The sequence below is a fragment of the Pseudomonas silesiensis genome (assembly GCF_001661075.1).
In the GTDB taxonomy this organism is placed as follows: domain Bacteria; phylum Pseudomonadota; class Gammaproteobacteria; order Pseudomonadales; family Pseudomonadaceae; genus Aquipseudomonas; species Aquipseudomonas silesiensis.
Window position 1 is genome coordinate 5,209,209 of the sequence record NZ_CP014870.1, and the last position, 13,467, is coordinate 5,222,675.

8 protein-coding genes and 2 pseudogenes are annotated in these 13,467 nt (G+C 62.3%); all 10 read left to right on the plus strand.

The window, feature by feature from the left end; all coding sequences use genetic code 11:
• Positions 1-37: 37 nt before the first annotated feature.
• The 10 genes and pseudogenes from PMA3_RS23150 to gcvT all read left to right on the plus strand — a co-directional run bounded on the left by PMA3_RS23150 (position 38) and on the right by gcvT (position 13,372).
• Positions 38-640, plus strand: coding sequence for a biliverdin-producing heme oxygenase (locus tag PMA3_RS23150; RefSeq protein ID WP_064679370.1), 603 nt, complete (start codon positions 38-40; stop codon positions 638-640).
• Positions 641-802: 162 nt separating this feature from the next.
• A complete protein-coding gene (locus PMA3_RS23155; RefSeq protein ID WP_064679371.1) occupies positions 803-1,198 on the plus strand; it encodes a YbaN family protein in 396 nt (131 codons plus the stop codon).
• Positions 1,199-1,756: 558 nt separating this feature from the next.
• Positions 1,757-2,764: pseudogene (locus tag PMA3_RS33695) on the plus strand (methyl-accepting chemotaxis protein); the annotation flags it as partial.
• Positions 2,765-3,091: 327 nt separating this feature from the next.
• A pseudogene (locus PMA3_RS33700) lies at positions 3,092-3,622 on the plus strand (methyl-accepting chemotaxis protein); the annotation flags it as partial.
• Positions 3,623-3,800: 178 nt separating this feature from the next.
• Positions 3,801-5,150, plus strand: coding sequence for a CoA transferase (locus tag PMA3_RS23165; RefSeq protein ID WP_064679372.1), 1,350 nt, complete (start codon positions 3,801-3,803; stop codon positions 5,148-5,150).
• A 260-nt stretch (positions 5,151-5,410) separates the two neighbouring features.
• Complete coding sequence (locus tag PMA3_RS23170) at positions 5,411-6,919, plus strand: sigma-54-dependent transcriptional regulator (protein WP_064679373.1); 1,509 nt, start codon at positions 5,411-5,413, stop codon at positions 6,917-6,919.
• Positions 6,920-7,373: 454 nt separating this feature from the next.
• Positions 7,374-7,754, plus strand: a complete 381-nt coding sequence (gcvH, locus tag PMA3_RS23175) for a glycine cleavage system protein GcvH (RefSeq protein ID WP_064679374.1) — start codon at positions 7,374-7,376, stop codon at positions 7,752-7,754.
• An 11-nt stretch (positions 7,755-7,765) separates the two neighbouring features.
• Positions 7,766-10,627 carry an aminomethyl-transferring glycine dehydrogenase gene (gene gcvP, locus PMA3_RS23180; protein ID WP_064679375.1) on the plus strand — a complete coding sequence of 954 codons (2,862 nt, stop codon included), beginning with the start codon at positions 7,766-7,768 and terminating at the stop codon, positions 10,625-10,627.
• A 205-nt stretch (positions 10,628-10,832) separates the two neighbouring features.
• Entirely contained in the window at positions 10,833-12,209 is a 1,377-nt protein-coding gene (locus PMA3_RS23185; protein ID WP_064679376.1) for an L-serine ammonia-lyase, read from the plus strand.
• 38 nt (positions 12,210-12,247) lie between these two features.
• Positions 12,248-13,372, plus strand: coding sequence for a glycine cleavage system aminomethyltransferase GcvT (gene gcvT, locus PMA3_RS23190; protein ID WP_064679377.1), 1,125 nt, complete (start codon positions 12,248-12,250; stop codon positions 13,370-13,372).
• The last annotated feature ends 95 nt before the right edge of the window (positions 13,373-13,467 follow it).

A 13,467-nucleotide genomic window follows, 5' to 3' on the forward strand; every position in this document is an offset into this window, starting at 1 on the left:
TCGTTACCAGGCGCCTCTTTTTTATCAAGGATTCCTCATGACCACCCAGGACACCGCTCAACGCCCTGCTCTGCGTTCGCAACGCTTGAACCAGATCACCCACGAGCCTCATGGCAAACTCGATGCGCTGGTCAAAACCCACGCACCGTTCGCAACCCAGGCCAACTTCGCCCGTTTCGTGGTGGCGCAGTATTTGTTCCAGTCGGAGTTGGTGGCGCTGTACAACGATACCGAGCTGACGGCCATCGTCCCGGACCTGCCGGATCGCTGCCGCGCTGAAGCCGCCAGGGCCGATTTGGACGATCTGGAAGCCGAATTGCCGGAACCGGTCGCCGGTGCGGTGAAGAATCCAACCAAAGCCGAGGCCCTGGGATGGTTGTTTGTTTCCGAAGGTTCAAAGCTTGGCGCCGCGTTTCTGATCAAGCGCGCCGTTGGCCTGGGCCTGAGCGAAACCTTCGGCGCCAGGCACCTTGGTGAACCCGCCGGCGGCCGTGCTGAAGGCTGGAAAAGCTTTGTGAAAACCCTCGACGGTCTGGCGTTCACGGCACAGGAAGAAGCCGAAGTGGAAAAGGCGGCGGTCGATGCGTTCAACCGGTTTACCGTGTTGCTGGAACAGGCTTACGCCCCTGAACTCGCCTGAAGGAATGCGATCCCCTGTGGGAGCGGGCTTGCTCGCGAAGGCGTAGGGTCAGTCGACATAAATGTTGCCTGTCACACCGCTTTCGCGAGCAAGCCCGCTCCCACAAGGACTATGTCAGCCTGCAAGATCTCCTTATAGACTCCAGTCATTCATCCAAAACCCATGCCTCAACCAGCCACCTCCAGACTCGCCCGCATCCTCTTCGGCCTGCTGGCCTACATCAGCCTCGGCATTGGCCTGATCGCCATTGTCGTACCGGGCCTGCCGACCACCGAGTTCATCATCCTCGCCGCCTGGGCCGCGACTAAAAGCTCTCCGCGCTTGAGCGCCTGGCTGGAAAACCATCGGCTATTCGGGCCGATCCTGTGCAACTGGCGCAACGGCAAAATCATCGCCCGTCGAGCCAAGGTCAGCGCCACTGTCAGCATGCTGCTGTGCGCCGGCTTGATGTTGTTCATGCTCGATCATGGCTGGCCGATTTACCTGGCCATCGCCGGCATGAGCCTGGGGAATGCGTGGATCTGGTCACGACCGGAAAGCTTATCCAATCCATCCTGACAGACCGCATCGCCAGCCTTCGTCGGAACGCCACCCCGGACCAGGCTCGCTATCTTCAGCGAGCACAGAATCCATGTAATGTGGGAGCGAGACCGGCTTGCCGGCGAAGACGCCAGCCCAGGCACCATAAAACCCGCGCAAACGCTCGCGACTACCATCCGTCGGCTTGTCCTCATGCAACCCTGCCCCGCGCCGATGGTTCAGGATTGGCGCTGAATGGACTTGGCGAACCGGGTCTACCCCCCGACCCGCAGCCAACACCTCATCCATTCGCGAGTTCGCCCTATGTTCGACGCTCTCTCCATCCGCCTCAAAATCGTCTTGTTGTCTGGCCTGTGTCTGCTGGGCGTGGTCCTCCTGATCGTCGGCATGAACATCTACCAGACCAATCAGAACGACCAGTTGGTCAGTGCCTCCAGCAGTAAAATGCTCACCGCCAGCGTGCAGGATCTGCTCCAGGCCAAGGCGGCCGGGCAAGCCGTGCGGGTGCAGAAGACTTTCGGCGAAAGCCTGCTGGTGGTGACCGCCCTGGCCGATCAGATCAAGGACATGCGCAGCATGGCCGCCAAGCGTTCGCTGGAGGCCGGCGCCCTGCGTGAAGAGTTGAACCAGAGCCTGAAAACCGCCTTCGAGCGCAACAGCAAAGTGCTGGGGATCTGGCTGGCCTTCGAACCCGATGGCCTGGACGGCAAGGACAGCGAATTCGCTAACGATGCGGCGCGTCAGTCCAATGAGACCGGTCGTTTCGCCAGCTACTGGAGCCGTGCCGGCGGTACCGGGATCAACACGATCATGGTCGAAGCCGACATGACCAAGACCACCTTGAGCCTCAGCGGCACGCCTTATAACAGCTGGTACACCTGCCCCCGCGACAGCAAGCGCACGTGCCTGCTGGATCCGTATGCCGACACCGTCGCCGGCAAGGAAATGCTGATGACCACCATTGCCGTACCGCTGCTGGTGGATGGCAAATCCATCGGTGTGGTCGGGGTGGATATCGCCCTCGACGCCTTGCAAGCGGCGTCTGTCGAATCACAACGCGAGCTGTTCAATAGCGCCGGGCACATGCTGATCGTCTCCGGCAGCGGCGTACTTGCTGGCTACAGCGTGGACGCGAGCAAGGTCGGCAAAAGCATCGGCGACACCCTGGGCGCAGACGGCAAGGACGTTCTGCAATTACTCAGCGGTGGGACGCCGAAAATTCTCGAACAGGGCGACCTGATCCGTGCGGTGTACCCGGTCAGCCCGATTGCCGACGCCAAAGCCTGGGGCGTGGTGATCGACCTGCCGAAAAAAGTGTTGCTGGCCGACTCGGTGAAATTGCAAGCGGTGCTCGATGATGCCCAGCACAGCGGCACGATCAAGGCGGTGCTGGTGGCGGTCATTGCCGGCCTGATCGGCCTGGTGCTGATCTGGCTCACCGCGTCCGGCGTGACCCGACCGATCAATAGCGTGGCCGAAATGCTCAAGGCGATTGCCAGCGGCGACGGCGATCTGACTCAACGCCTGCACTACAGCAAAAAAGACGAATTGGGCGAGCTGGTAAGCTGGTTCAACCGCTTCCTCGACAAGCTGCAACCGACCATCGCGCAGATCAAACAGAGCATCACCGACGCCCGCGGCACGGCCGACCAATCCTCGGATATCGCCCGCCGGACCAGCGAAGGCATGCAGGTGCAATTCCGCGAAATCGACCAGGTCGCCACCGCGTCCAACGAAATGAGCGCCACCGCCCATGACGTCGCCAACAGTGCGTCCAATGCCGCGAGCGCAGCCAAAGGTGCCGATCAGTCGGCTCGCGATGGCCTGTCGATCATCGAGCGCAGCACCCGCGACATCAATCAGCTCGCCGAGGAAGTCAGCAAGGCCGTGACTGAAGTTGAAGCCCTGGCGGTCAACAGTGAACAGATCGGCTCGGTACTGGAAGTGATCCGCAGCATCGCCGAGCAAACCAACCTGCTGGCGCTCAACGCGGCAATCGAAGCGGCCCGTGCCGGCGAGAGCGGTCGCGGGTTTGCGGTCGTGGCCGACGAAGTGCGCAACCTGGCCAAACGCACGCAAGACTCGGTGGAAGAAATCCGTCAGGTGATCGAGCGCATCCAGAGCGGCACCCGCGGCGTGGTGGCCACCATGCACTCGAGCCAGACCCAGGCCCACAGCAACGCCGGACAGATCCAGCAGGCGGTGCAGGCCTTGAGCAAAATCAGCGACGCAGTCACCGTGATCAGCGACATGAACCTGCAAATCGCCAGCGCCGCCGAACAGCAAAGCGCCGTCGCCGAAGAGGTCAATCGCAACGTCTCGGCCATCCGCACCGTTACCGAAACCCTGACCGGCCAAGCCACCGAATCGGCGCAGATCAGCAGCCACCTCAACGCCCTGACCACCCAGCAGATGAAATTGATGGATCAGTTCCGCGTTTAAAGCTGCACCGCAGATCCCCTGTGCGAGACCGGCTTGCCGGCGAAGCATTGTCACATCCGATAAAGATGTTGACTGAAACGCCGTCTTCGCCGGCAAGCCGCTCTCGCTCCCACAAGGGGATTTCATCCGGCTTGCACTTTTTTGATTTATGCTCGGCTCTCGCTCCGGAGGGCCTTCGATGACTGATCTACTCACGTCCATTCAAGCCGCACTCGGCTTGCCTCACACCAGGATTTCGTTCACCTCCAGTGGCGCGCTGCCCTCGGCGTTTGCCGTGACTGACCTGGCGTGTGCCAGCATTGCCGCCGCCGGCCAGGCCATCAGCGAATTACTTAATCAGCAAACCGGGCGCTTGCCCCACCTTGAAGTCGACCGGCGCCTGGCGTCCTTCTGGTTCTCGACGTCGATTCGCCCGGTGGGCTGGAGCGTGCCACCGCTGTGGGACCCGGTCGCGGGCGATTATGCGACCAAGGATGGCTGGATCCGCCTGCACACCAACGCCCCCCATCATCGCGCCGCCGCTGAACGCGTGCTCGGTGTCTGCGCCGACCGCGCAGCAATGGCGAGCAAGGTGGCTCAATGGGCCAAAACCGACCTGGAACAGGCGGTGGTCGACGCCGGAGGCTGCGCCGCCGAAATGCGATCCTGGGCGCAGTGGCAAGCCCATCCCCAGGGGCAGGCCGTAAATGCCGAACCGCTGATTCAGTTCGCTGCCAACAGGAGGCAAAACGCAAAGCAGTGGCAAGGTTCGGTGGCGCAACCCCTGGCCGGGATCAAGGTACTGGATTTGACACGCGTACTCGCGGGACCGGTCGCCAGCCGTTTTCTCGCAGGGCTCGGCGCCGACGTACTGCGTATCGATCCACCGACCTGGAACGAACCGGGCGTGGTGCCTGAAGTCACCCTTGGCAAACGCTGCGCGCGTCTGGACCTGCAGGTCAAGGCCGATCGCGAGCTGTTCGAAGGCCTGCTCAAGGACGCCGACATCCTGCTGCACGGTTATCGCGCCGATGCATTGGAGCGCCTGGGTTATGGCCTCGCCGAACGCCAGCTATTGGCCCCCGGACTGATCGACGTCTGCCTGAACGCCTACGGCTGGAGCGGCCCGTGGCAGAACCGCCGCGGCTTCGACAGCCTGGTGCAGATGAGCAGCGGCATTGCCGAAGCCGGCATGCACTGGCAGCACGCGGACAAACCGACGCCCCTGCCCTTGCAAGCGCTGGATCATGCCACCGGGTATTTGATGGCGGCCAGCGCGATCAAGTTGCTGGTGCAACGGTTGAGTGACGGACTCGGCGGCTCGGCGCGATTGTCGCTGGCGCGGACGGCGAAGTTGTTGATCGAGGCTGGCGCCGGGACGGATGAGCCGTTGAGAGCGGAGGAAGAAAGCGATCAGGGGTTGTTGGTTGAGCAGACGCCCTGGGGGCCGGCGCATCGGTTGCAGGTTCCTTTGAGAATTACCGGGACGCCACTGCAGTGGGCGATTCCGGCTGGGGAACTGGGTTCACATCGACCGTTGTGGTGGTGACGATACCGGCCCCTTCGCGAGCAAGCCCGCTCCCACATTAGTACGCGTTCGTCCAGGTAAACTCGATCTCCTGTGGGCGGGCTTGCTCGCGAAGGCGGCGGCCCAGTCAATATCGATATCGCCTGACACACCGTTTTCCGAGCAAGCCCGCTCCCACAGGTCCAGCGCTCTCCACCCTTAAGTCCTGCGCAGGATTTCATCATTGGTCCGCGCCAAGGCATACTTGCCACCCTCCGCACGCCAGAACCAAAAACCGCCCCATGCGTATCCACGTCAGCTTTATCGACCGCGTCGGCATTACCCAGGAAGTCCTGGCCTTGCTCGGCGGGCGCAATCTCAACCTGGATGCGGTGGAAATGGTGCCGCCCAACGTCTACATCGATGCCCCGACCCTGAGCCCGCAAGTTCTCGAAGAGCTGCGCGATGCCTTGTTCAATGTACGTGGCGTGCAAGCGGTGACGGTGGTCGACATCCTACCCGGGCAGCGTCGGCATTTGCAGCTCGATGCATTGCTTGCGGCAATGACCGACCCGGTGCTGGCGCTGGACAGCGCCGGCAAGGTGCTGCTGGCCAACCCGGCGTTGATCGCCCTGTACGGTCGGGAACCGGCCGGTGAAAGCGTCGCCGACCTGTTCGCCGACGCGGCACTGCTGGATGCCTTGCTGGAAAACGGCTTTCGTTTGCCGCTGCGCGAGGTCACTGTCAACGGCCAGACCCTGTTGCTGGACGCCACCCCCATCACCGACGCCGGCGCCCTGCTCACGCTGTATCAACCGAACCGCATCGGCGAACGCCTCTCGGCGCTGCACCACGACCATGCCGAGGGCTTCGATGCGTTGCTGGGCGAGTCGCCGACGATTCGCACGCTCAAGGCCCGCGCCCAACGGGTCGCGGCGCTCGATGCGCCCTTGTTGATCCAGGGCGAAACCGGCACCGGCAAAGAACTGGTGGCCCGTGCCTGTCACGCCATCAGTGCCCGGTACAGTTCACCGTTCCTGGCGCTGAACTGCGCGGCATTGCCGGAGAACCTCGCCGAAAGCGAGCTGTTCGGCTACGCCCCCGGCGCGTTCACCGGCGCGCAGCGGGGCGGCAAGCCGGGGCTGATGGAGCTGGCCAACCAGGGCACGGTATTTCTCGATGAGATCGGCGAGATGTCACCTTACTTGCAGGCGAAACTATTGCGCTTCCTCAATGACGGCAGCTTCCGCCGTGTGGGGGGTGATCGTGAGGTCAAGGTCAACGTGCGGATTCTCAGCGCGACCCATCGGGACCTGGAAAAGATGGTCAGCGAAGGTTCCTTCCGCGAAGATCTGTTCTATCGCCTCAACGTCCTGAACGTCGAAGTCCCGCCGCTACGCGAACGCGGCCAGGACATCCTGCTGCTGGCGCGCTATTTCATGCAGCAGGCCTGCGCGCAGATCCAGCGCCCGGTCTGTCGCCTGGCGCCGGGCACCTACCCGGCACTGCTGGGTAACCGCTGGCCGGGCAATGTGCGGCAACTGCAGAACGTGATTTTCCGCGCCGCAGCGATTTGCGAAAGCAGTGTGGTGGACATTGGCGACCTCGACATTGCCGGCACCTCCGTGGCGCGTCAGAGCGACAGTGAAGTCGATAGCCTCGAGCAAGCCATGGAAGAGTTCGAGAAGACGCTGCTGGAAAAACTCTACGTCAGTTATCCCTCGACTCGGCAGCTGGCCAGCCGTCTGCAGACGTCCCACACCGCGATTGCCCATCGGTTGCGCAAGTACGGGATTCCCAACAAGCCGTAAGGCTGAGAATACGACTTAACTACCCATACAAATCCCCCTGTGGGAGCGAGCTTGCTCGCGATAGCGGTCCTTCAGTCGACAACTATGGTGAATGTCAGACCGCTATCGCGAGCAAGCCCGCTCCCACAGGTTTTTGTGTCCAGTCTGCAAACCGCTTCAAAAGCGACCTCCACCTGTACGGAAAGCGCTACAGCGGAACGATATCGCTACACCCTCCTCTGATCGCCGCTGTGCAAGGCTTTGATCCACCTAGGCTTTTTTCTTCGCCTCCAGCTGTAGCGATTTCGCTACAGCCATAGGATGCCTTCGCCTCAAAAAACAACATAACTATTTGATTTATAAGGAATAAACGACATTGGCAGCAAACTTGCTTAGTAACCACTCATAAAACAGGGCATTGCCCCAGCATTCCAACCGCGTCCACCAGACGAGTCTGGCCCCCTTAGGAGTTTCCATGAGCGAATTGCGTTTTACTGAAGATCACGAATGGCTGCGCACCGAAGCTGACGGTAGCGTCACAGTTGGCATCACCGCTTTCGCACAGAACGCCCTGGGCGACGTGGTTTTCGTACAACTGCCTGAGCTGCAGTCCTACGCCAAAGGCGCTGAAGCCGCCACCGTGGAATCGGTGAAAGCCGCCAGCGGTGTGTACATGCCACTCGACGGTGAAGTGTTGGAAGTGAACCCGGCACTCGACAGCAGCCCGGAACTGGTCAACGAAGATCCCCTGGGCGAAGGCTGGTTCTTCCGCTTCAAGCCAACCGACGCCTCGGCTGTCGGCCAACTGCTGGATCAAGACGCCTACGACCGCCTGATCATAGCCGCCGAAGCCTGAGGAGCGCTGACATGACTCAAGTACCTTCTGTCAATGTGACAACCGCCAACGAATTCATCGCCCGCCACATCGGCCCGCGCGCAGGCGACGAGCAAGCCATGCTCAACAGCCTCGGTTTCGATTCCCTGGAAGCCCTGAGCGCCAGCGTCATTCCGGACAGCATCAAAGGCACCAGCGTCCTGGGCCTCGAAGACGGCCTGAGCGAAGCCGATGCACTGGCCTTGATCAAATCCATCGCCAGCAAGAACCAGCTGTTCAAGACCTACATCGGCCAGGGCTACTACGGCACCCACACGCCGTCGCCGATCCTGCGCAACCTGCTGGAAAACCCGGCCTGGTACACCGCCTACACCCCGTACCAGCCGGAGATTTCCCAGGGCCGTCTCGAAGCGCTGCTGAACTTCCAGACCCTGATCAGCGACCTGACCGGCCTGCCGATCGCCAACGCCTCGCTGCTGGATGAAGCCACCGCCGCCGCCGAAGCCATGACCTTCTGCAAACGCCTGAGCAAGAACAAGGGCAGCCACGCGTTCTTCGCGTCGGTGCATTGCCACCCGCAAACCCTCGACGTGCTGCGCACCCGTGCCGAGCCGCTGGGCATCGACGTGGTGGTCGGCGACGAGCAGGAACTGACTGACGTGACGCCGTTCTTCGGCGCCCTGCTGCAATACCCGGCGAGCAACGGTGATGTGTTCGACTACCGCGAACTGACCGAGCGCTTCCACGCCGCCAACGCCTTGGTCGCGGTCGCCGCCGACCTGCTGGCCCTGACCCTGCTGACCCCGCCGGGCGAATTCGGTGCCGACGTGGCCATCGGCAGTGCGCAACGCTTCGGCGTGCCGCTGGGCTTCGGTGGCCCGCACGCGGCGTACTTCTCCACCAAGGATGCGTTCAAGCGCGACATGCCGGGCCGTCTGGTCGGCGTCTCCGTGGACCGTTTCGGCAAGCCGGCCCTGCGCCTGGCGATGCAGACCCGCGAGCAACATATCCGTCGCGAGAAAGCCACCAGCAACATCTGCACCGCCCAGGTGCTGTTGGCCAACATTGCCAGCATGTACGCCGTCTACCACGGCCCGAAAGGCCTGACGCAGATCGCCCGGCGCGTGCATCACCTGACCGCGATCCTTGCCAACGGCTTGAGCGAATTAGGTCTGACTGTCGAGCAAGCCAGCTTCTTCGACACCCTGACGGTCAAGACCGGCGCGCAAACCGCTGCCTTGCACGACAAGGCCCGCGCCCAGCGCATCAACCTGCGCGTGGTAGATGGCGAGCGTCTGGGTCTGTCCCTGGATGAAACCACCAGCCAGGCCGACGTTGAAACCCTGTGGAGCGTGCTGGCCGACGGTAAGGCGCTGCCGGACTTCGCTGCCCTCGCCGCCTCGGTCGACAGCACCCTCCCAGCCGCGCTGGTTCGCCAGTCGCCGATCCTCAGCCACCCGGTGTTCAACCGTTACCACTCGGAAACCGAGTTGATGCGCTACCTGCGCAAGCTCGCCGACAAGGACCTGGCACTGGATCGCACCATGATCCCGCTGGGTTCCTGCACCATGAAACTCAACGCCGCCAGCGAAATGATCCCGGTGACCTGGGCCGAATTCGGCGCCCTGCACCCGTTCGCCCCGGCCGAGCAAAGCGCCGGTTACCAGCAATTGACCGACGAGCTGGAAGCGATGCTCTGCGCCGCCACCGGTTACGACTCGATCTCGCTGCAACCAAACGCCGGTTCCCAAGGTGAATACGCCGGTCTGCTGGCGATTCGTGCCTATCACCAGAGCCGTGGCGAAGACCGTCGCGACATCTGCCTGATCCCGTCGTCCGCCCACGGCACCAACCCGGCCACCGCCAACATGGCCGGCATGCGCGTGGTCGTCACCGCTTGCGATGCCCGCGGCAACGTCGACATCGAAGACCTGCGCGCCAAGGCCATCGAGCACCGCGAGCATCTCGCGGCATTGATGATCACCTACCCTTCGACCCACGGCGTGTTCGAAGAAGGCATCCGTGAAATCTGCGGCATCATTCATGACAACGGCGGCCAGGTGTACATCGACGGCGCCAACATGAACGCCATGGTCGGCCTCTGCGCACCAGGCAAGTTCGGCGGCGACGTGTCGCACCTGAACCTACACAAGACCTTCTGCATTCCCCATGGCGGTGGCGGCCCGGGCGTCGGCCCGATCGGCGTCAAGTCGCACCTGACCCCGTTCCTGCCGGGCCACGCCCAGATGGAACGCAAAGAAGGCGCGGTCTGCGCCGCACCGTTCGGCAGCGCGAGCATTCTGCCAATCACCTGGATGTACATCCGGATGATGGGTGGCGCGGGTCTCAAGCGTGCTTCGCAACTGGCGATCCTCAACGCCAACTACATTTCCCGTCGTCTCGAAGAGCATTACCCAGTGCTCTACACCGGCAGCAACGGTCTGGTGGCGCACGAATGCATCCTCGACCTGCGTCCGTTGAAAGACAGCAGCGGCATCAGTGTCGATGACGTCGCCAAGCGCCTGATCGACTTCGGATTCCATGCCCCGACCATGTCGTTCCCGGTCGCCGGCACGCTGATGATCGAGCCGACCGAAAGCGAATCCAAGGAAGAACTGGATCGCTTCTGCGACGCCATGATCCGCATCCGCGAAGAAATCCGCGCGGTGGAAAACGGCACCCTGGACAAAGACGACAACCCGCTGAAAAACGCCCCGCACACCGCGGCGGAGCTGGTGGGCGAGTGGACGCACCCGTACAGCCGCGAGCAAGCGGTATACCCGGTCGCGTCGCTGATCGAAGGCAAGTACTGGCCACCGGTCGGCCGGGTCGACAACGTGTTTGGCGATCGCAACCTGGTTTGCGCCTGCCCGTCGATCGAAAGCTACGCTTAAACGAATAAGGGGGCGGGTTCGCTCGCCCCCCATTTCAAGAACACCACAAAACCCTGTGGGAGCTGGCTTGCCTGCGATGGCGGTGGATCAGCCAACCGAGATGCTGACTGACCCACCGCCATCGCAGGCAAGCCAGCTCCCACAGGATCGGATTTAGTCAAAAGATTTTCGCCAATTCCCATAACAAGAAAACCGGAGAACAACCATGGCTTTAAGCGTGTTCGACCTGTTCAAGATTGGCATCGGCCCCTCCAGCTCTCACACCGTCGGCCCGATGCGCGCAGCTGCACGTTTCGCCGAAGGCCTGCGCCGTGAAGGGCTGCTGGCCGCGACCACTTGCGTCAAAGTCGAACTCTACGGATCCCTCGGTGCCACCGGCAAAGGCCACGGCAGCGACAAGGCGGTGCTGCTCGGCCTGGAAGGCGAACACCCGGACACCGTGGACACCGAAACCGTCGCGGCTCGCCTGCAAGAAATTCGCGGCAACGGGCGCTTGAACCTGCTCGGCGAACACAGCATTGCCTTCAACGAAAAAGAACACCTGGCGATGATCCGCAAACCACTGCCGTATCATCCCAATGGCATGATTTTTCGCGCGTTCGACGCCGCTGGCCTGCAGATCCGCAGCCGCGAGTACTACTCCGTCGGGGGCGGTTTCGTCGTCGATGAAGACGCCGCCGGCGCCGACCGGATCGTCGAAGACGCAACAAATCTGACCTTCCCGTTCAAGAGTGCCAAGGACCTGCTCAGCCATTGCAGCACCTACGGCTTGTCGATCAGCCAGGTGATGCTGACCAACGAAAGTGCCTGGCGCCCGGAAGCGGAAACCCGCGCCGGCCTGCTGAACATCTGGCAAGTCATGCAGGACTGCGTCGCTGCCGGTTGCCGCAACGAAGGCATCCTGCCCGGCGGCCTGAAGGTCAAACGCCGGGCGGCGGCGCTGCACCGGCAGTTGTGCAAGAACCCGGAATCGTCCTTGCGCGACCCGCTCTCGGTGCTGGACTGGGTCAACCTGTACGCCCTGGCGGTCAACGAAGAAAACGCCAACGGCGGGCGTGTGGTCACGGCGCCCACCAACGGCGCGGCGGGGATCATCCCGGCCGTATTGCATTACTACATGCGGTTTATTCCCGGCGCGAATGACGATGGCGTCGTGCGTTTTCTGCTGACCGCCGCCGCCATCGGCATTTTGTACAAGGAAAACGCCTCGATCTCCGGCGCCGAAGTCGGCTGTCAGGGTGAAGTCGGCGTGGCGTGCTCGATGGCGGCCGGCGCCTTGTGCGAAGTGCTCGGCGGTACCGTGCAGCAAGTGGAAAACGCCGCCGAAATCGGCATGGAACACAACCTCGGCCTGACCTGCGACCCGATCGGCGGCCTGGTGCAAGTACCCTGCATCGAGCGCAATGCCATGGGCTCGGTCAAGGCCATCAATGCGGTACGCATGGCCCTGCGCGGCGACGGCCAGCACTTCGTCTCCCTCGACAAGGTCATCCGCACCATGCGCCAGACCGGCGCCGACATGAAAAGCAAATACAAGGAAACCGCCCGTGGCGGTTTGGCGGTCAACATTATCGAGTGCTGATGCCCACGCGCATCCGCACACTTTTTCAGGAGCTGAATATGTCCACCGAACCATTGCTGAAAACCCCGCTGCACGCCCTGCACATCGAACTCGGCGCGCGCATGGTGCCGTTCGCCGGCTATGACATGCCGGTGCAATATCCGCTGGGCGTGATGAAAGAACACCAGCACACCCGTGAGCAGGCCGGGCTGTTCGATGTCTCGCACATGGGCCAGATCCGCCTGACCGGCGCCAATGCCGCCAAGGCTTTGGAAACCCTGGTTCCGGTGGACATCATCGACCTGCCGGTGGGCATGCAGCGCTACGCCATGTTCACCAACGAGACCGGGGGCATTCTCGACGACCTGATGGTCGCCAACCTGGGTGACGACGAACTGTTCCTGGTGGTCAACGCGGCCTGCAAGGATCAGGACCTGGCGCACCTGCAACAGCAGATCGGCGACCAGTGCACGATCGAGCCACTGTTCGAAGAGCGTGCCCTGCTCGCCCTGCAGGGCCCGGCTGCCGTCACCGTGCTCGCACGCCTGGCGCCTGAAGTTGCGAAAATGACATTCATGCAGTTCGCCCGCGTGAAGCTGCTGGGAGTGAATTGCTTTGTCAGCCGTTCGGGCTACACCGGCGAAGACGGGTTCGAAATTTCCGTGCCGGCTGCCAGTGCCGAAACCCTGGCTCGCGCCCTGCTTGCCGAACCTGAAGTGGCAGCCATCGGTCTTGGCGCCCGCGACTCCCTGCGCCTGGAGGCCGGCCTGTGCCTCTACGGCCACGACATGAACACCGAGACCACCCCGATCGAGGCGAGCCTGTTGTGGGCGATCTCCAAGCCTCGCCGTGCCGATGGCGCGCGGGCCGGTGGTTTCCCTGGCGCTGAAAACGTATTCGCCCACCAGCAAGCCGGTGTCAGCCGCAAGCGCGTGGGTCTGCTGCCGCAGGAACGTACGCCCGTGCGCGAAGGCGCAGAGATCGTCAACGAGGCAGGTGACATTATCGGTACCGTTTGCAGCGGCGGTTTCGGGCCGACCCTGGGTGGCCCGCTGGCCATGGGTTACCTCGACCAGGCTTATACCGCTCTCGATACTCCGGTATGGGCGATTGTGCGTGGGAAAAAGGTGCCTTTGCTTGTAAGCAAAATGCCATTTGTTCCACAACGCTACTACCGCGGCTGATTGACTGTTTCTATAAGTAACGCGGTTGCGTTAATAGTGCACTAATGTGTAACGCAACCGCCATAAAACAGTGCACCTGCGCTGCTCTAAGCTTC